Origin of the sequence: Nostoc sp. ChiSLP03a, assembly GCF_034531215.2 — a bacterium.
Taxonomy (GTDB): Bacteria; Cyanobacteriota; Cyanobacteriia; order Cyanobacteriales; family Nostocaceae; genus Nostoc.
Genome location: NZ_JAVRBQ020000069.1, coordinates 14,399 through 34,056 on the forward strand (window position 1 = coordinate 14,399; position 19,658 = coordinate 34,056).

Annotated in this window: 14 protein-coding genes and 1 pseudogene; 7 read left to right on the plus strand and 8 right to left on the minus strand. The window is 42.7% G+C overall.

What is annotated here, in order from left to right; genetic code table 11:
• Nucleotides 1-12: 12 nt before the first annotated feature.
• The 3 genes from ruvA to RMY32_RS11805 form a co-directional block, all read right to left on the minus strand.
• Nucleotides 13-645, minus strand: a complete 633-nt coding sequence (gene ruvA, locus RMY32_RS11795) for a Holliday junction branch migration protein RuvA (RefSeq protein ID WP_099101282.1) — start codon at nt 643-645, stop codon at nt 13-15.
• Nucleotides 645-1,403 (minus strand): sucrose-phosphate phosphatase, encoded by a 759-nt coding sequence (locus RMY32_RS11800; RefSeq protein WP_322714750.1) that lies wholly within the window; start codon nt 1,401-1,403, stop codon nt 645-647. Before RMY32_RS11800 ends, ruvA begins: the two co-directional genes overlap by 1 nt.
• A gap of 140 nt (nt 1,404-1,543) precedes the next feature.
• On the minus strand, nt 1,544-2,044 hold the full coding sequence (locus tag RMY32_RS11805; RefSeq protein ID WP_322714751.1) for a YfbM family protein: 501 nt from the start codon (nt 2,042-2,044) through the stop codon (nt 1,544-1,546).
• An 829-nt stretch (nt 2,045-2,873) separates the two neighbouring features.
• Here RMY32_RS11805 and RMY32_RS11810 point away from each other — a divergent pair.
• Nucleotides 2,874-3,881: a chemotaxis protein CheB gene (locus RMY32_RS11810; protein ID WP_322714752.1), complete on the plus strand. Its 1,008-nt coding sequence runs from the start codon at nt 2,874-2,876 to the stop codon at nt 3,879-3,881.
• A gap of 13 nt (nt 3,882-3,894) precedes the next feature.
• On the opposite strand, the gene RMY32_RS11815 is transcribed toward RMY32_RS11810, so the two are convergent.
• From RMY32_RS11815 to RMY32_RS11835, 5 genes are all read right to left on the minus strand, one after another.
• The gene (locus RMY32_RS11815; protein ID WP_322714753.1) at nt 3,895-8,049 is read right to left on the minus strand and encodes a PAS domain-containing protein; all 4,155 of its coding nucleotides are present in this window, start codon (nt 8,047-8,049) and stop codon (nt 3,895-3,897) included.
• 631 nt (nt 8,050-8,680) lie between these two features.
• Nucleotides 8,681-8,917: a hypothetical protein gene (locus tag RMY32_RS11820; RefSeq protein ID WP_409882793.1), complete on the minus strand. Its 237-nt coding sequence runs from the start codon at nt 8,915-8,917 to the stop codon at nt 8,681-8,683.
• A 186-nt stretch (nt 8,918-9,103) separates the two neighbouring features.
• The gene (locus RMY32_RS11825) at nt 9,104-9,961 is read right to left on the minus strand and encodes a lysophospholipid acyltransferase family protein (RefSeq protein WP_322714755.1); all 858 of its coding nucleotides are present in this window, start codon (nt 9,959-9,961) and stop codon (nt 9,104-9,106) included.
• A gap of 200 nt (nt 9,962-10,161) precedes the next feature.
• Nucleotides 10,162-10,644: a hypothetical protein gene (locus RMY32_RS11830; RefSeq protein WP_322714756.1), complete on the minus strand. Its 483-nt coding sequence runs from the start codon at nt 10,642-10,644 to the stop codon at nt 10,162-10,164.
• A 288-nt stretch (nt 10,645-10,932) separates the two neighbouring features.
• Nucleotides 10,933-12,369 (minus strand): carotenoid oxygenase family protein, encoded by a 1,437-nt coding sequence (locus RMY32_RS11835; RefSeq protein ID WP_322714757.1) that lies wholly within the window; start codon nt 12,367-12,369, stop codon nt 10,933-10,935.
• Between the two features lie 280 nt (nt 12,370-12,649).
• On the opposite strand from RMY32_RS11835, the gene RMY32_RS11840 reads away from it, so the two are divergent.
• The 6 genes and pseudogenes from RMY32_RS11840 to RMY32_RS11865 all read left to right on the plus strand — a co-directional run.
• Nucleotides 12,650-12,841, plus strand: a complete 192-nt coding sequence (locus RMY32_RS11840) for a hypothetical protein (RefSeq protein ID WP_322714758.1) — start codon at nt 12,650-12,652, stop codon at nt 12,839-12,841.
• Nucleotides 12,842-13,188: 347 nt separating this feature from the next.
• Entirely contained in the window at nt 13,189-13,362 is a 174-nt protein-coding gene (locus RMY32_RS11845) for a hypothetical protein (protein WP_322714759.1), read from the plus strand.
• A gap of 724 nt (nt 13,363-14,086) precedes the next feature.
• Nucleotides 14,087-14,377: a hypothetical protein gene (locus RMY32_RS11850; protein ID WP_322714760.1), complete on the plus strand. Its 291-nt coding sequence runs from the start codon at nt 14,087-14,089 to the stop codon at nt 14,375-14,377.
• Nucleotides 14,378-14,890: 513 nt separating this feature from the next.
• A complete protein-coding gene (locus RMY32_RS11855) occupies nt 14,891-15,148 on the plus strand; it encodes a hypothetical protein (protein WP_322714761.1) in 258 nt (85 codons plus the stop codon).
• 674 nt (nt 15,149-15,822) lie between these two features.
• Nucleotides 15,823-17,262, plus strand: coding sequence for an NHLP bacteriocin system secretion protein (locus tag RMY32_RS11860; RefSeq protein ID WP_322714762.1), 1,440 nt, complete (start codon nt 15,823-15,825; stop codon nt 17,260-17,262).
• Nucleotides 17,263-17,309: 47 nt separating this feature from the next.
• Nucleotides 17,310-19,607, plus strand: a pseudogene (locus RMY32_RS11865) (NHLP family bacteriocin export ABC transporter peptidase/permease/ATPase subunit); the annotation flags it as partial.
• Between the last annotated feature and the right edge of the window lie 51 nt (nt 19,608-19,658).

Sequence of the window (19,658 nt, forward strand, 5' to 3'; positions counted from 1 at the left end):
AACAAATGACAATTAAACTTGTTCGCTACTGAGATGAGCGATTGCTTGTTTAATCCAGTCTTCGACATAAGCATCTTTGGGTAGTCCGATGTCTTCGCTGACCACATGCAGGGCGTGACTGACCTCATGAGCAGTATATCCCAAGGCGAAGAGGGTCATTTGCACTTCTTCGAGAATTCCTGGGGCTGGCCCGCCTGTGGCGACGAAGAACCCGGCTGATTTGCGCCACTCGACTAATTTGCTTTTCAGTTCCAAACAGATGCGTTCGGCGATTTTTTTACCAACACCGGGAGCCTGAATGAGGATTTGTGTATTGCCAGCGATAATTGCTTGGACTAAATCTGGTAGTTCCAGAGTGTCCAAAAGGGCGATCGCTAAGGCCGCACCAATACCTGTGACAGTCAGCAAGTGGCGAAATAAATCGCGTTCGGCTGGGGAAGCAAAGCCATAAAGAAAGGGCACTTCTTCACGAATTTGCAAATGAGTAAAAATTTGCGTTACTCCTCCCGATTCTGGTAACTGGTTTGCTAGGCGTTGGGGAACTTGCAAATCATACCCCAAGCCATTCACTTCCAGAGTCAGAATCACGCGATTAGCGCCAATTGTTTGGATACCAGCGACTATACCTTTTAAATAACTAATCATTACAAGAGACCAAAATAATTTAAGCCTTCGATAATTCCACCTGCACAAAATCCTCTTGCCAGGTAGTGATAGTCTGCGGGATGCTCATTGTGCCATTGGAGTAACTCTTTTCGGGCATTCCCCACAATGATTCCCCGTTCGTTGCCTACAGTAAATAAAGCAATATCATTACCCGAATCACCACAGACAACTGTTTGTTCTACTGCAAATTTCCACTTCTGGCGCAAAAACTGCATTGCTTGACCTTTATCGCTGGTCAGGGGTACAATGTCAAGGTCTATTCCGCTACTGTAGATTAACTTTACATTTAATTTAGCTTTTTGCAACTCAGCTTCAAGTTGTGGTAGAACATTCGCAGATACTTCTTGTTCTAAAAAACAACTCACTTTGAAGGGACGCTGTTCGGAATCTGGTTGCCGAACTAACTCAGGATATTTTTTTGTAATAGATAATACAGTTTCCCGTTCCCATCCTGGAGAGAGGATTTCTGACCAATCTGAGTCTTGAGTATCAGTACCATTAAGGTAAATTTCTGTACCCACAGATAGGACAAGGGCATCGGGTTGCAAAAGATTTTTTTGAGCTTGGAGTTCTTTGTAAAGTACAGGCGATCGCCCGGTAGAATAAACGATTTTAGTACCGTATTCTTGGCGATGTCTCTCCAGCAGTTGATTTAGTTCTGGTAAAGCGCTGTCATCGCCAACTGTGCGATATACGAGGGTGTCATCTAAATCGGTTACAAACAGAAATGGTTTCATGATTAATACCTCTTGCAAAATCTCGTTATTCTACCGCGTGAAGGGGCTTTTGCAAGAGATTTCTTTGTTGAAAACAAAATATTGTATCAGACAGTAAATTAGAGGATTAATGCTTAATTAAAGTGTATTCTATGTAAAGCTCAGGATATGTATAACAACACTACATCACCACACTTAGCTGCTTCTTGAAAGAACTCTACCACGTAGATATAGTAATCAGTTATGTACTCTAGTGCTTCCTTTCCTTCTTGCCATATATGTGGATAAACGTCTGCTGTCAAAAGTGCTGAAGGATCGAAGCGGGCTTCCAGATCGGTCTTGGAAATCTTGCTTAATTCTTTTGCTACTTCTTGTACTTCTTGAGGTGAGAGGAAGCGGGCTGGGCCAAAATCAAAATCTGGGTTTTCTGGATCGCCTAGTGGAGTACCGCCCATGACAACATTTGTTAAAGGCGGATCGTTTGGGAATGCCGATCCAGTAAGTAAAAAATGCAGACCATGCCATGTCTTGTCAATATTGAGATAGCGCCCATCTGATTCAGATGCCTCGTCATCGGAGAATAAATAGGTAACAATAGACTCTGGATTATTTTGTAATTCAGTAAGTCGACTGGGTGTGATACGTCTATAGTGTCCTATCATTCCCATATTATTTCTTACAAGATTAAGCTACTGTTTTTGATCTCCCAAAATATAGCCTTTTGATTTCCGATTTGTCTCGTTCCCATGCAGAGCATAGGAATGGCTTATTAGAGGCTCCGCCTCCAGTCAAGATATTGAGTCTCAGGCTTTAAACCGATTTTTTCAGTGACAAATAGATTTATAAGTCCATTACAATGATTGTTGCAAAGACTTAAGCCTTTCTTATACATGGAAGAACATTAGCTGCAAAGTATTAAACCTTTCCAAGAAATAATTATACATTAGCTGCAAATGCTTAAACCTTTCTTATACATGGAAGAACAATTGTTGCAAAGTATTAAGCCTTTGCAAAAAATAATTATACATTAGCTGCAAAGACTTAAACCTTTCTTATACATGGAAGAACATTAGCTGCAAACGCTCAATTTTTGACAACTAATGTTTAAATTTGAGCGATGTCAAATGAGACTTAGCACCAAAAAACAATGTAGAGACTTAGTACTACGTCTCTTTGGCTTAATGCACTACGATACAATCCATTTAACCACCTCTACTGCCTGCGCTCGTGGTCAACACTTCTTCACAACATTCGACTCCAACTGATTCTCCCTCCGACATTCCGCCTCTTGAGAGTGGCGATCGCCTCATTCGTCCAGTTTAGAGACGCGAAATTGCATCTCGTGCTATTCGTCTAAAGTCTCATTCCTCAAATGAAGAATAAATCCTCTCAAAACTAGGTGAGCAAATTCTTTGGCTGCGTTAATGTTAAGACTGGCGGTATATGTGCTTTTGTTACCTATGCTGCTATGCTAGTGAAATTGTTACATTAATGCTTGAACAGAATATTATCGTCGTTGGAACATCAGCAGGTGGAGTTGAGGCGCTGACTTATCTAGTCAAGCATTTGCCGCCCGATCTCAATGCTGCTGTAATTATAGTCCTTCATGTATCCAGTCACAGCAAGAGTTTTCTGCCAGAAATATTAAGTCGTGCTGGCAACTTGCCAGTGTCTCACGCTCAGGACGGCGAAGCTATTGTTCGTGGTTCGATTTATGTCGCTTTGCCTGACTACCATTTACTGGTAGAAAAAGGATATTTGCGTTTGACACGGGGAGCAAAAGAAAACCGTTGTCGTCCTGCTATCGATCCATTGTTTCGCAGTGCAGCGCGAACTTATGGGCAGCAGGTAATTGCTGTGCTACTAACAGGTCTGCTTGACGACGGCACGGCAGGACTAATGGCTGTAAAAATGCGGCGCGGTGTGGCAATTGTCCAAAATCCTGACGATGCTTTGTATCCTGATATGCCACGTAATGCGATCGAGAATGTAGAGGATATTGACCATATTCTGCCACTTTCAGATATTCCTTCTACTTTAGTAGCTCTAGTTAATACGCCAATGGAAGTACAACCAGAAAACCCAGTACCTAGCGAGATGGAGTTTGAATCTAAAATAGTCCAATTGGATTTGGAAGCAGTAGAAGACGAAGGCAATCGACCTGGTAAACCATCAACCTTTGGTTGTCCTGATTGCGGCGGTATCCTCTGGGAACTCAATGAGGGAAATTTGTTGCGCTTCCGCTGCCGCACGGGTCATGCTTATTCAGCAGAAACTTTGCTGGCTACGCAGTCTGAGAAGGTGGAGGATGCACTATGGATCGCTTTGAGGGCATTGGAAGAGAAAGCTTCTTTATCACATCGTATGGCTTCAAGGATGGAGGTTCGCAATCAAGCCTTGGCGGCACGATTCAAAGAGGAGGCACACTCTGCCAAGGAGTCCTCTGCCATTATTCGAGAAGTACTTTTGAAGGTCAATCCAAACACAGATGTTGATTGAAGGTTAAATAAACCTAATCATTTTCAGGAATGGGATGGTTTAGTTTACCGCGTGCAAGAGCCACTACAGCTTGAACTAACTCTTCTGGATCGAGGGGCTTGGTAACGTGCCGTTGATAGCCACTGCTTATGGCTCGCTGGGAATCCTCAACTCTAGCATAAGCAGTCAAAGCGATCGCCGGAATCTTTCCCCCTTTATCGGGAGTTAAAGCGCGGATCTGTTTAATTAAAGAATAGCCATCGACTTCGTGCATCCCAATGTCACTGACTAAAACATCGGGTTGAAAAGACTCCAAGTTTGCCAATACTTCCGTCGCAGAGGCAACAGTCAGCACTTTTGCTCCGTATTCAGCCAGCAATACTGTTAATAGCTCACGAGCATCGGGATCGTCATCAACTGTGAGAACTCGAATCCCCGTGAGTTCGAGTGCTGGTTGTGGCAACTCATCTGTCTGCTTGATTTCCGGTTCCACATTCAGCAGTGGCAACTGGACTGTAAAGGTGGCTCCCAAGCCAATACCTGGACTATCAGCCGTGATGGTGCCACCGTGCGCCTCAACCAACTGCCGGACGATCGCTAACCCCAATCCCAACCCGCCATACTTACGAGTAATTGAGACATCTTCTTGACGGAATGATTCAAAAATATACGGGAGAAAATCTGGGTTAATACCTTTACCAGTGTCACTAACGATAATCTGTACCCAATCGTCAACTCGCTCTAATCTGGTTTCTACCCGTCCGCCTTTGGGAGTAAACTTGATCGCGTTGGAAAGTAAATTCCAAACGATCTGTTGAAGGCGGTTGGAATCTCCAGAGACTTGCCCAATATTCGGCAGTACTGAATGCAACACAATTGATTTGGAAAGCGCTGCTGTATTTACGGTGTCGAGCGCAGATTCAATTACAAATGCCAAATTTACAGGAGCTGCATCGATGCTGAGTTTGCCCCGGAGAATTTTGGCTACATCAAGCAAGTCATCAATCAGTTGAGTTTGTAGTTTGGCGTTGCGTTCGATGCTAGCTAAAGCTTCAGCCGTTTTCCTTTCACTAAATTTGCGAGTTTGCAGCAGTTTTGTCCAGCCGAGAATCGGGTTGAGAGGCGATCGCAATTCATGGGAGAGAATCGCCAAAAACTCATCTTTGATCCGATTGGCGCGTTCGGCTTCGGCTCTGGCTGCTTGTTCTAGTTGAAATAGGCGATCGCGTTCGATTTCAGCTTGTTTGCGAGCGGTGATATCCCGGACGTTGCCTACCATCCGGATTGCATTGCCCGCAAGATCGTAGAAAACCTGACCTCTAGCCGCTAACCAGCGAATGCCATCAGGATGTATAATCCGAAAATCATCTTCATAGTGTTCTTGCTGTTGCTGGATGGTGTGAGTCACCGTTTCATTGGCTGAGGTGCGATCGTCTGGGTGCAAGCGACTTAACCACAGTTCATAGGTGATTTCCTTTGTGCTTGGGTCAAGCCCAAACAGATGAATGTACTCTTCAGATACATGAGCTTTGTTGCAGATAATGTCCCAGTCCCATAATCCAGATTGTGTAGCTTTGTACGCCAATTTCAACCGAGCTTCGCTCTCCTGCAACAGCAGTTCTATCTTTTTGCGATCGGTAATGTCTCGTGAAATCAACAAGATTCGTTCCAGCTGCCCAGAGGCATCCAAGATCGGGCTAACGACCACTTCCCACCATTTCGGAGTACCTTTTGCAGTTGGGCAGTATCCACGAAAAATGCTGACTTTGCCTGTTTTTGTGGCAGCGAGTGCCTCCTCTGCCTGTTGCCGAGAACTACCTTCCCAGAAACAGAGCCATTCAGTATTCAGATAGGAATTTAAGTTATCAATTTCCATCAAACACAGTCCACCTGTATTCATGTACAGAAGCAGCCCATCAAGACTTAATACCTTGATGCAGTCAGTACTGCTTTCTAAAATGCGGTTCTTAAATTCTTCACTCTGGCGCAAAGCAAGCTCTGCCTGTTTGCGATCTGTGACATCATGATGGATGCCTGCCATTCGCAGGGGATTGCCCTGTCGATCGCGCAAAACCACTTTTCCGTGGTTGGCAATCCATTTCCACTCCCCGGACTTGGTTAACATCCGATATTCAAATTTGTAAGACACCGAATCGTCCTGAAGATGGGCATTCAACCGTTCCATCACCCAAACTTTATCGTCAGGATGAATTAGTCGCTCCCAACTGCTAAAGTCATCCGGTAACTCTCCTTTTTCATATCCCAGCATTTCCAGCCACCTGGAACTTAAATAATCTTCATTAGTAATAATGTTCCAATCCCATAGACCGCCACCAGAACCTTCCAGTGCCATTTGCAGGCGTTCTTCACTGTTTCGCAAAGCTTGCTCTGCCTGTTTGCGTTCGCGTAGCGCAGCTTGCTGTTCGCTGATGTCTTCGGCAATCCCGGCAAACCGATAAATCTCTCCTGTTTCATCTCGCAGGGGAAAGCAGCGATCGTGAACCCAGCGAATACTACCATTGGGTAAAATAATCCGATATTCCTCATCAAATTTACCTGCGGCAGCTTTTTCATGAAACGCTCTGTCTGTAGATTCTCGATCCTCTGGATGGATGCGATCAATCCATGTTTGTTGTCCTTGATACAATTCTTGCGGCTTCAATCCCCACAGTCGTTTATATGCAGGACTAACATAGCTGACTCGATTTTCCGACACTTCTTTGATCCAGAACACCGCATCAATATTTTCTGCAAGCTGTCGAAAACGTTCCTCACTCTCGCGCAGAGTTTCGGCTGATCGTTTGCGTTCGGTGATATCTAAATCGATACCAGCCATCTGAATTGGTTGCCCCTGTTGGTCGTAGAGCACCTTACCCTGGCTTAATGCCCAGCGAATTTTACCGTTGGGATGCACTACCCGAAATTCAATGTCATAGTCTTCTCCGGTGGCGACAGCAAGCTCGACGGCTGTCAGCACGCGATCGCGATCTTGAGGGTGGACTCGCGCGGCAAACTTCTCGAATGAACCGTCAAATTCTCCTGGCTCCAGCCCAAATAAGCCTTCCAGGTTATCCGACCAGGAAATTTTTCCGGTTTGGATGTTCCAGTTCCACGTTCCCATTCGCGTAACTGACAGTGCCAATCGCAGGCGTTGTTCGCTCTGGCGTAGTTCTGCTTCTACTTGTTGGCGTTCTTTTAATTCACGCTGTGCCTGCTGATACAGTTCTGCCTGTCGCAAGGCGATACTCATCTGAGTTGCCAACTCTTTAAGCAAGTCAATTTCTAAGGGCTGCCAAAATCGAGGGGAAGCACAATGATGAGCAATTAGCAATCCCCAAAACTGGTTATCTTGCAGAATTGGTACAACCAGATGAGCTTTGATTTGAAACTGTGTCAACAATTCATCGTGGCATGGGTCAATACTGCTATCGTGAATATTTGATACTGCCGTTACTTGCCCCTGATTATAGCGTTCGATATAATTCTTGATAAAGGCGGAATCGTAGCTGACAGGTTGCAGTCGATTCGAGGTGATGTAGCTCTGGGCCAGACAAGGATCGTAGATAGTAGATGATAACAGCGATCGCCACTTTTCCCCAACCGATTCTGCTACGACTGTGCCATTCCCATCAGGTTTTAACTGAAAAACCAAGACGCGATCCGTGTGCAGAAATTCTCGCACTTCGGTTACAGTTGTCTGAAGAATTTCATCCAGATTTAGCGATTGGTGAATTTTTTGGGTAATAAGTGAGACTAGGCGCTCTCGTTCAATACGCTGTTGTAGTTGGGTGCGTAGCTGCACTGTTTCAATTGCCCCATTTACTGCTATTTGCAGCCCTTCTGGGGTAATTTGCTCTTTGACAAGATAATCTTGTGCGCCCGCTTTAATTGCCTTAACTGCGATCGCTTCATTGCCTTGACCAGTGACGACAATCACGGGTAGGCAAGGCTGTTGGGTCGAGGGTTGCAATTGTGCCAGAAATTCCAGTCCGTCCAGGTCGGGCAATCGATAATCAAGCAACACTACATCAGGCTGATGTTTCTGCCAAAGTTCTAGCCCCTGTTGTCCCAGCGTTGCTTCTAGGATAGTGTACGAATATTCGCGATCGCGCAGTAAATACCGCCGATAGAGTTCTCGATCTTCTGGGGAATCATCGACAATTAAGAGAGTGCGCTGTTGCTGAGACATTGTGAATTAATTAATCAAGTAGATGTTAACCCACATTCAGCAGGTTGGCATAGAAAATTGATTGACATTTTTCAAAAAATGCTAAAACCCTCATCATACCAGGATCTTAGCATAGTTGATAGATTTATTGGCTCGCTCTTTACATCTGCTTTGCGTCAAATTCTTTAATAAGATTAATGTATAATTTAATTCTTAACTTACTTATAAAATTTATATCACTTTTGCCAGAGAATCATCTATAAAAATTCATTCAATCATACAAATTTTCTATGAAGATCGTAATAGCAATCCTAAATCATTTGGGAGAAATAAATCGCTGTAAAGCTGATAATTAGGGAATTTGAATCTTCTAATATTCTCGTGTTTAAATTCGGTTATAAACTGAATGCGATCGCCATTATCACAATTGCAAATATACTCAATAAGTAATATATATAGGAATCCGGTTTGATTCTTGAATTTACTTGCTTGGGCAGGGAATAGAAAAGAAGGGATACCGTACTGAGTCTTGTTCAAAAATCAAATAGGAGTTTTATATAAGATACAGCAGATTGCAAGTAAGTGAGGTACAAAATTCAGGACTGATTTATCAGATATAAACAGTGTTTACCTCTTCCTCCTGCCTCCTGCCTCAAAACCCGTAACTTTGTACTTCATGCAAATGAAAATTGCTGTATAATCCACATTCTGCAAGTGCGATCGCATTGAGCAAGAAAATTGGAAAAAAAACTGAATTTGAGGCTGAAATTTCTTCAAACTCGATATCCAAATGCTGAAATTGAGGGTTGGAGCGTGGACGAACAGACGCTCGAGGAGCTTCGCTATCGTCTTGGACTTCATCCGATTCTGCGTCGAGTTTGGGTACCATTCGGCTCTCAACCAATCGCCTCATATCGTGTCCGGTAAAAGACTTATCATTAAGACGGTAGTTCTTGCTGGGGGGAGGGAGCAGGGGGAAAGAGACTTTTGGAATTTTTGCACAGATACGGTAATCATAAGTGATTATCCGAACTTGATATAAATTCAAGATTCAAAACTTTTAACTCATAACTATTCAAAGAGAATTGGTCTGAGCAGTTAGCTTTATTAAGTTATCTAACTCTTGCTGCATCTGACTAACAACTAATTCATAACATTCATTGACATAATAGCGATCGCTAGCTGCTTCACGACCGTAGCGTTCAAATACAATTGGCGGACAAATCCGCGTATATATGGGCACTGGTAATGGAATATTGGGTAATGGGCCAATTGCTAATCCCCAAGGCAGTCCGAGATAGATTGGAAAAACTTCTGGGTCGATACCTAATAGCCAAGGCATTCCCCATTCGTGGAGTTGCCGCGCAACTTTGTAGCAGTCAGCGATAACAATAAGTGTATCGTGAGCGCCCCAAGAAATCACAGGCACAATCGGCACATTTTCTCGTAACGCTAACTTGATAAATCCTTGTCGCCCAGCTAAGTAGATTTTATTACGTAAATAATTCGGTCGGAAGATATCTTCGGCTCCACCGGGATAAACTAGCAGACTCGCTCCAGAGCGTAAGGCAGCGTAAGCCATTTTTGGATGAGCAATGATTGCTCCAGTTTTGGCGACTAGTTGCGCTAGTGGTGGGCTAACCTGCCAAGCCTTGGGATGCATCAAACCATAAACTGGTTTTTCTACACCAAATCTTCGGAACCAGTCGTACATCATCATTACCATATCTGGGGCTGCGAGTCCACCATTGTGCGAACCAACAAACAAAACTTTTTGCTGGGATGGAATATTTTCCCAGCCACTAGTTTGAACTTGGAAATAGTACTGATAGAAAAAGCCAACTAGGGGCATCAGAGATTCTATGAACTTTGGATCTCGCTCATCCAAAGACCAACCGAGTTTTTTGTTTAATAGATGTTGCTTTTTTGACATTGAGGCATTCTAACAGCATTAGCAAAGTTCAAACAATCCCTTGTTTAGATATAACCATCGCGGCGATTAAGGGAACTCCAAAAAATAAATTATCCAATTTGTCTACTCAACTAGACTTCTTTCTTCCTTGTCCCCCTTGTCCCCCTTGTCCCTCTGCTATGGAATATTTTTTTACTTGGAAGTCCCTAATTTGGTGATATCTATGGAGTAGTTTTTGGTTTTGAACGCTGCTGCTGGTAAAAACCGACAACTTTTTGAAGATATGTAGCAGTAAATCCACTGTTGCAGCCTGTATAGCTGCCAGTCATCCACCAACAACCGACGCCACGCACAGCAGCAGTTTCATTATTACTGTTGGCGACAAATTGCTTGTTAAACTCACGGCGCGTAATGCAAGATACAACTTGGCGTGCTTTTGCGGGACTATTTTCAAACTGCGTTGGTGTTAGTTCTTGTTTAAGACAATATTTCGACCAGCCTTTTAAGGTTTCTGGTTTAACTTGCCATTCACTGTAAAGTCCATCATTTGTGGTGCCGGTCTGCGGTGCAGCTAGTCGTAGCGCCTCTACCATTGCCGCGACTTGGGCATCAGAAACCTTTTGTTGTGCTTGAGCTAACAATGATGACAGTCCAAAGCTGACAATCACTCCGCTAAGTAGTAATGCTATCCGGTTTCTCCTCATGATTTTGGACTTATTTTTAGATACCAATATGTAGGATACTACGTTTTTACACTTAGCAATTATCAAAGATTAGGTGAATTGGGCATTGGGCATTGGGCATTGGGCATTGGGCATTGGGCATTGGGCATTGGGTATTGAGCATTGGGTATTGGGTATGAAGAACAGACAAAGGTAGACAAGTCAGAGGGGGAAGACTTGGGAGAGACTTGTTCAATAATTCCTCCTTGTCCCCCTGCTCCAACTCATAACTCATAACTCCCCGACTCCCCTGCTTCATTCCCCAAATTGTTAAGCTGGCTTCCAAGTGCCGTGGAAGCTGTGGGGAATGACGCTAGGTAATCCTAGTTTGCAAACGGGTTCTGCATCCAGGCGATCGCTATCAAATACCCAAACTTCACTACTATGAGTATTAGCATCGTATACAACAGTTAGCACCCAGCCTTGCTCGGAGTTTTGGACATCTTGGGCATAGATGGGTTCTGAAGGATAGCGGTTTTCTCCTAAGTCTGCTTCGGTGAGGGTTTCAGTTTTGTAGTCGAAGCGGGCGATCGCACTGAACAATTCTTTGTCTATATCCCCTCTTTGGGGCATTAATGATATGTAAGTATAGCGCCAAGGTTGTCCAACTTGCGATCGCTGCACTACAGGAAATTCACACTTGCGATTGACAACTTCCTGCATTTCTATAACTTTACCAGTTTGAGGATTGAGGCGGACTTGCCACAATGTTCCTCTAGTAACTGTGTGCGTCTCACCACTTGCAAATTCTCTGAGATATTCATTAGTTTGGTGAAAATCTGCATATCGCACCATGTCCAAAACCACGGAACCGTCTTTATCTTCACAACCATTGCCAAAATGCCAATTGAACCAAGGATCGGTTTCGCCACGACTAACTAAGGATAAATTTTCGCGATCAAAGATTAACACCTGGGTTCCTAATTGAGGTTCCCACAACAGAGATTCACTAAAGGTAGTCAAACCTAACAAAAGTGACAGCATTTTCATCCGCAACGGTGGCATGAAAAACACCAGATACTTTTGAGTTAAAACAAAATCATGCATTATCGAGTAGCGATCTAACTTAAAAGCAGTTTTTTGGATAATTTTGCCAGTAGCATCGCTTTTGTAGAGATTCAGTTGTACAGAACTTCCGATACTGATTCCAAAGTTAAAAATCTCGCCTGTTTGGGAATCGCGTTTGTAATGAGCAGAATAAGGTAATCCGTCATCCAAAGCGCCTAAATCATCCAATCCCTTCGTTTCTAAAGTTTGCAAATCAAGGGCATAAGGATTGGTTGCTTCCCATAAAGCCAACAATTTATCAGGTAAAGCCAACACTGAGGTGTTCGCTGCATTCTTGATCTGTTGACCCCAGCGCTTCCAGATGGGGCCTGGCGGATGCATCCCATAGACACCATAAAGAAACCTATCTGCTTGAGTTTCAGCTTGATATTCTGCTGTTTGCACATAGCGATAGACTCCGCTAGCTCCTGCATCTGTGAAATGGATGCCGAGAATTGCCCCATCTCCATCAAACCAGTGTCCAACACGATCGCCACCGCGTTCTAGCCGTGCGGGGCCATTGCGGTAAAGTGTGCCACGCAAGCCATCTGGAATTTTACCAGAAATAATTGACAGTTGAGTAAGGGGAAATTCTTTTGCTGGTTCTGCGATCGCACCAGCCCAAGATTTATTTATTGACTTTTTAGCGATAGTCTGCATATTAAAATCTTGCCTGAATTGATGTAGATGGATGTATTCTGACATTGTTACAATTTTTGGCGTTGCAGAGAAAGCGGAATGATTTAGCAACTTACAAAATTCCTCCCCTGCCTTCTCTGCTGGTTATATACGAGGGTGGTGTCATCAACGAATTTTTCAAGGATTTCGCCTAACCTGTCCAAACAGATAAGGCGATAGTCTGAGCGAGCGCGCATAATGGAAAGCATTTTCAGTATTGCTTGGCTCTTGCTAGAACCAACCAGGGAACCCAAGAACATAAATGACAATGGTGCTAAGTCGTCTGGTAGTTGAATATCTACCTGCAAAAGGTGTGAGGAGCAATCCAATACGGTCATTGCCAGATCAATTTTTAATACCAGGTTTTTACTGGTTGTACCAGATTAATTTTATCCCTGCCGATGTCTGCGGTGGCAAGCTACGGAATATTGAACGCGGCCGATCAAATCTTTAACGTAACTTTCCCAATAACTGCTTATTTCACCCTCATTAGCAGGTCGTAAATTAGATAATTTCATAATAACCAGCTTGTTTGACATCTATTGTCGGGTTATTAAAATGTTAGGTAAATTTTTGAATAACTGCTTATTTCACACCTATTGTCAGGTTATTAAAATATTAGGAAGAAAGTTAAATAAACTGAGATTTAAAAAGTGGGATAAGTGGGATAAGTGGGATAATTGGGATAAGTGGGATAAGTAGGATCTTTTCTAAAAACTGTTGACAAACTTTTAGATAAATTGATATTTGTAAGTACATCCAAGGCACAAATGCCTACGCACTTTTTTTTTGGAGAAAATTATGACTAACGTTAATGAATTGACACAACCCAACAATCAAGAAATCATTTTGGAAGAAATTAATGAGGAAGAATTAGACGGAGTAGTGGGAGGAGGATTGATTGACGGGCTATTTGGACGAGTGGCCGGTTTAGTCGCAGACTTGGGCGCATCTCTCCAGAATTTTGTTGGATAGTAATTCGACGAAAGTAAAGTGTAAAAAATTTAGTTTCTAATACATGAGGTGAATTTGAGCGAATCAATATCATAAAACAACTCAAGGTGATTTTTGAGAAGTAAATAAAGTCAAGGAAGCAGCTAGTATAAAAATGTTAACCTGTAAAGGTTGTAATTTTTATAAAAGTTTGTTGACCAAAAAAATACTACAAATTCACCTTCCTTGTCGCTCAAATCATATTTAATATAACACCAATTGTACACTCCTCATTGTTTGTTACTGTAGCCAGAAGTCAGATTATTCTGACTTCTGAATTTTCTCATGTCACTTCTGTGTTTACAAAAAACCTATTTGTGTCAGAAGTTTGAATTGAGATTGAAGATTTGAGATTTCAGCGGTTCAATGCCGTAATAAAGATGCGTGATGCTGCCAACATTAGCAGTAGTTTGGCAAACATCGAACAAATGTTTTTACAGCTTTTATTGATAATTCACGTTTGTCGGATGGCAAAGACTAGACGGCAATCTTTTTTGATGAAAAATCGTAATATGAAGCTTGTATATTCTAGAAATATTAGTAATAAAGCTAGAAAAAATTAGAGAAGTGAAAATTAAAAAAGAGAAAAGTAAGTTAGTTAGGAAAAGTAAGATATTTTTTATAATCTGTTGACAAATTATTAAATAAGCTGCTATTTGTAAATACATCTCAGACACAACATGTCTGCATACTTCTGGAGAAATTTATGACTACTATCAATCAAGTGAGTTTTCAATCCACCTGTAATCGAAAAGTTATTGTCGAGGAACTGATAGATGGCGAATTAAAAGGAATAGTGGGAGGTATTAGTATTGTTTTAGATTTTTCATCACAGATAAATGCGACTTCAACTGATGGAAATGATGCTGTTGTTCAAGACTCCAATCAGGACATTGTGAATACGAAAACTAAGCAAAGAACACGCACAAGAAGAAGATTCACACTGATAAATGGAGTTGTACAAACAATAGATTCAACAGTGACTTCAGCCATTTAGCATTCACAGTAACTCAAATTAAATTCACGGTTTATGTACCCAATTGAAGGTACGTATCCCCAACTTATTTATAAGTTGGGGATATTATTTTATGAATAATTTAAGATGTTATTTGTTACTTATACAGCAAGGATTTGTGATATATATAGTTACTTTGAAAAACCTTATTTTTAGATACACCTTTGACTTATCTTACCTTTTTTTAATTTCAATTAATACCGATATTTGATATTTCTTAAAAGACCAATCTTTAAAAAACTTTCTACTAACTTCATCATTTCTTTATATAAAATATTTTGAAAAACCTGTATTGTTTAAACATAGTGAAATTCAAAACAAAACCAATAACAAATTGTCGTTAAGCACATTATATTAATGCATTTTAACAACATATTTGATTGTAAAAGTTGATAGATACTTATTATTTTAAGCATCTAAATATTTCTATTAATTGGTTAAGTAAAATCAAGATTTCACTATTCCAAAACCATTTTGTACAAGGAAGGAATTTTTGTGTCAATTGTAACAGTTGAACAAGAAACACTCGCAGTCATGACCGAGTTAACTGATGAAGAAATCAGTGAAATTGTCGGAGGACGCGGAGGTGTAGATATCGATACCAAGGCTAAAATTGACGTTAAAGCCAAAGGTGGAAACGTACAAGTATCCAATCAAGTTGGTGTTGCAATAGCAATTGGTGGAGGAGATGCTAAGGTTATTCAAACATCAAAGCAAGGGATTGATAATAGCAAAGACCGCGTGCGCTTCTAGTACTAATAGGTACTACGTTATCTCCATAGCACGCTCATGTTGAGTTATCACCTCAACAAAAGTCACCTTAACGGTTTGTATTGCCAAAAATTTCTATATGTATGATTTGTATCATCATTACAAATCAAAACAGCACTAAGCTAGCAAGTATGTAAGTTATGCATTATTTCGTTAGGACAGTTATTAAACAGTAATCCTTTGCCAATTGCTACGAACAACTGACAAAGGACTACAAACGACCCTTACGAATAAGCTACAGACATCTTATAACATAGTGGTCTGGCTATTATTGGCATCACAACCCTTTACAACGTTACACGAACATTGGCGGGTGTAAGCCGGATAATAACGAAAGGTCAAAAGGTAAGCGACCAATCACTATTATCCCTTACTTCTTACCCACCCGTCAATGTTTTCATATAAAGATTTCAAAATCGTTACTTTAACAAAAGTTACTCTTCGTCTACGCAAAATCGCAAAATTTAAAAATAAATGATTTTCTCAGCTTTCGACCTTTCATCAGATGGTAGGTTGATTTTTGCATCTGAATATTAGTATGCCAAAGCAAACAAAACATATTCGCCTTCCGCTGAAGACAGAAGGTAATTTTTTATTCAGTTGTCAGCCTAATACCCAATTCCTTCTGAATGCAATGCAAATTGGGATGATTTATAGTGATTAATCAAAAAAGCGACTTATTCCGCAAAGAAGCTTTAGAGCGTGCTTCTTCGCCGGAAGAACTAGATCAAATTATGCAGGTAGTCAGCCCGAAAAAGTGGCTACCTTTAGTTGCTGTTGGTTCCTTGGTGGCAACGGGGCTGACTTGGAGTTTTTTAGGTCGAATCCCAATTACAGTAACGGGTACTGGAATCATAGTCTATCCCAGTACAATTACCTCATTCCAGTCACCGATCGCAGGTAAATTGCGAACAATCAATGTTCGGGTTGGCGACTTTGTAAATAGAGGAGATGTGCTGGCGACGCTAGACCAAAGCGAACTGATGAAACAGCTACAACTAGTCCGCTCTAAATTAGGGCAACTACAAACAGAAGATCGCGCTGCTAGCTTAGTGCAAGTGCAACGGCAAAACGCAGACAAAGAAGCGATGAAGCAGCAACGCCAATCTTTGCAGCAAAACCTCCAGGCGGTACAAAAACTCACCCCGATTTTAAGAGAGAAAGGGCTAAATTCGATTCAACGCGATCGCGCCAATCAAACCCAAAGCTTACAAGCACTGCGGGATCTCTTACCTACCTTCAAACAGAGATTGACCAACCGCCAGCAGCTATTGCAAGAGGGAGCAATTTCTGGCGATACAGTTCTACAGTCACAGCAAGACTACTTAAATGCTGTCACCCAAATTAATGAAGCCGAATCGCAGCTCAAGCAACTAGATGTCAAAGAAGCAGATGCCCAACGACAATATTTAGAGAATTTGAACTCAATTAAAGATTTGCAAGCGCAATTAAAACAACTAGATAGCAAAGAAGCGACTGCGGCGCAACAAGATTTAGAAAGTGTAACCAACCGCAAAAAAGAAATTCAGGAAGTTCAGCGAAATATTGTGCAATTAGCACTGCAACTATCAAGCAACAGCTTAGTTAAGAGCAGTTACTCTGGACGAATTTTAGAAATCTCCGCAAGTCCCGGACAGGTTGTTTTACAGGGTACACCTATAGGTGCGATCGCTGCACAAAAGCGATCGGCTCAACCTGTGAGTGTGGCATTTTTTCCCGTTGGCGATGGCAAACAAATTCAACCAGGGATGAAGTTACAAGTCACACCTACTACAGTACAACGCGAACGCTTTGGTGGGATCATCGGTGCTGTCACAGAAGTCTCAGCCTTTCCTGTGACTAAAGAAGGTGCATTAAGTGTAGTCGGCAATTCCGAATTTGTGGAAGCTTTGATGTCACAAGGGCCACAGATGCTAATTACTGCGCGACTGCAACCAGACAATTCCACCTTCAGCGATTACAAATGGTCTTCTTCTCAAGGGCCACACATGAAAATCACTTCTGGAACTACCACCTCAGTCCAAGTCACTGTGGAAGAACGCGCCCCAATTACCTTTGTTCTACCGATTCTGAGATCCTGGAGTGGCATTTCCTGATATTAGCGATCGGGGGAATGAGGAAGTAATGATTAAAAAATATTTTTATGTTCTGGCGAAATCTGCAAAATATATTAGGGCGCTTGCCAAAAAACAAGCGGTGTCATACTCCGACTCTGCTGCAAATGGAGGTAGTAGAGTGCGGTGCTGCTGCTTTGGGAATTATTCTCGGTTATTACAATCGGATTGTCCCACTAACAGAACTGAGGCAAGCGTGCGGTGTCTCGCGGGATGGAGTTAGTGCCTTAAATATCTTGAAGGCTGCCAGAAATTATCGACTCAACGCTAAAAGCTTTAAAACCAACTTAGCTGGCTTGTCGCAGTTAAAATTTCCCTACATTGTATTTTGGAACTTTAACCATTTTTTAGTAGTAGAGGGAATCGGCAAACAGCGAGTTTATCTCAATGACCCTGCTACTGGACGACGCATCGTCTCCTTGGAAGAATTCAGCGGCGCTTACACAGGTGTGGTGCTAGTTCTAGAGCCTGGTTCGGAGTTTCAACGCGGAGGACGTAAACCTAGCACAATCTTAGCTTTGTGGTCGCGGTTGCAAGGCTCCATTGGCGCATTACTTTACTGCGTGCTGGCAGGATTTTTGTTAGTAATTCCGGGACTGGCGCTACCTGCTTTTTCCCAAGTATTTGTAGACAACATATTGATTGAGCATCGGTATGAGTGGTTGCGTCCCCTAATTTTAGGCATGATCTTCACAGCCGGACTCAGTGGATTTTTGACGCTGCTACAGTTGCAGTTTTTGCGTCAAATGAAAATTAAGTTGTCCGTGGGCATGGAGAGTCGGTATCTGTGGCACATTTTACGCCTACCCGTTAGTTTTTACGATCAGCGATATGCCGGAGAAATCAGTAGCCGCATACAACTCAACGACAGCATTGCTAATATGCTTTCTGGTGAATTAGCGACTACTGCGATCGCAACAGTATCAGTATTTATATATGTAGTAGTGATGCTGCAATATGATGTTGTACTAACTTTAATTGCGATCGCCTTTGTCGCGATCAACCTTGCCGCCTTACAGTGGGTGAGAAGGCGGCGCACAGATGCCAATATTAAACTCATCCAAGAAGAGGGAAAAGTTCGTGGCGTCGAAATTTCTGGTCTTCAGAGTATGGAGACGCTAAAAGCATCTGGATTAGAATCAGATTTCTTCTCTCGCTGGGCGGGTCATTATGCCAAAGCGATCAACACCCACCAGGAATTAGAAGAAACAAACCAGACAATAGGTGTTTTACCATCTTTTCTGTCAGCGATCGCTTCCATGCTGCTTTTAGCTGTAGGCGGTTTGCGAGTCATGGATGGAGCCTTGAGCATCGGTATGTTAATAGCCTTTCTTGGCATGATGCAAAGGTTTTTCGCCCCAGTCAGTAATCTCATCAGCCTGGGAAGCGAACTTCAAGAGATGGAAGGTAATCTGACTCGCCTTGATGATGTCTTACGTAACCCCATTGACCGACAGTTGCAGGAAATAGGCAGGGGGGCAGGGAGCAGGGAGCAGGGGAGCAGGGGAGCAGGGGAGGCAGGGGGAGCAGGGAGAGCAGGGGAAGAAATTACTTCCTTGTCTCCCTTGTCCTCCTTGTCTCTCTTATCTCCCTACCCTCTTCCCAAACTCCAGGGGTATGTTGAATTATGCAATGTGACATTTGGCTATAGTCAAATTGCCCCGCCGCTAATTGAAAATTTTAGTCTCTCACTCCAGCCAGGGCAGCGAGTTGCTTTGGTGGGTGGGAGTGGTTCTGGGAAGTCTACTGTTGCCAAACTTTTATGTGGGCTGTACGAACTGTGGCAGGGAGAAATTCGATTTGACGGCAAACCTAGAGAGCAAATTTCTCGCCAGATACTAGCCAATTCTATTTCTGTCGTCGAGCAAGAGATTTTGTTATTTGCTGGCAGCGTCAGAGACAACTTGACGCTTTGGGATACTACCATACCTGAAAGTCATCTTGTCCGAGCTTGTCAAGACGCAGCGCTTCACGATGTCATCCTTTCACTACCTGGAGGCTATCATGCTGACCTTTTAGAAGGTGCTACTAATTTGAGTGGTGGTCAAAGGCAACGGCTAGAAATTGCCCGTGCTTTGGTGAATAATCCCAGTATCCTGATCGTGGATGAAGCCACCAGCGCCCTGGATGCCGAAACAGAAAAGATCGTCAGTCGTAATCTGCGGTTGCGCGGTTGCACTTGTATCATCGTGGCGCATCGACTCTCGACTATCCGAGATTGTGATGAAATTATTGTCCTCGATCGCGGCAAGATAGTCCAACGGGGAAGCCATGCACAATTGCAGCAAGTTGAAGGGCCGTACTTACAATTAATTCGCAGTGAGGGAGCAGAAGAGGCAGGGGAGCAGGGGAGCAGAGGAGCAGGGGAGCAGGGAGCA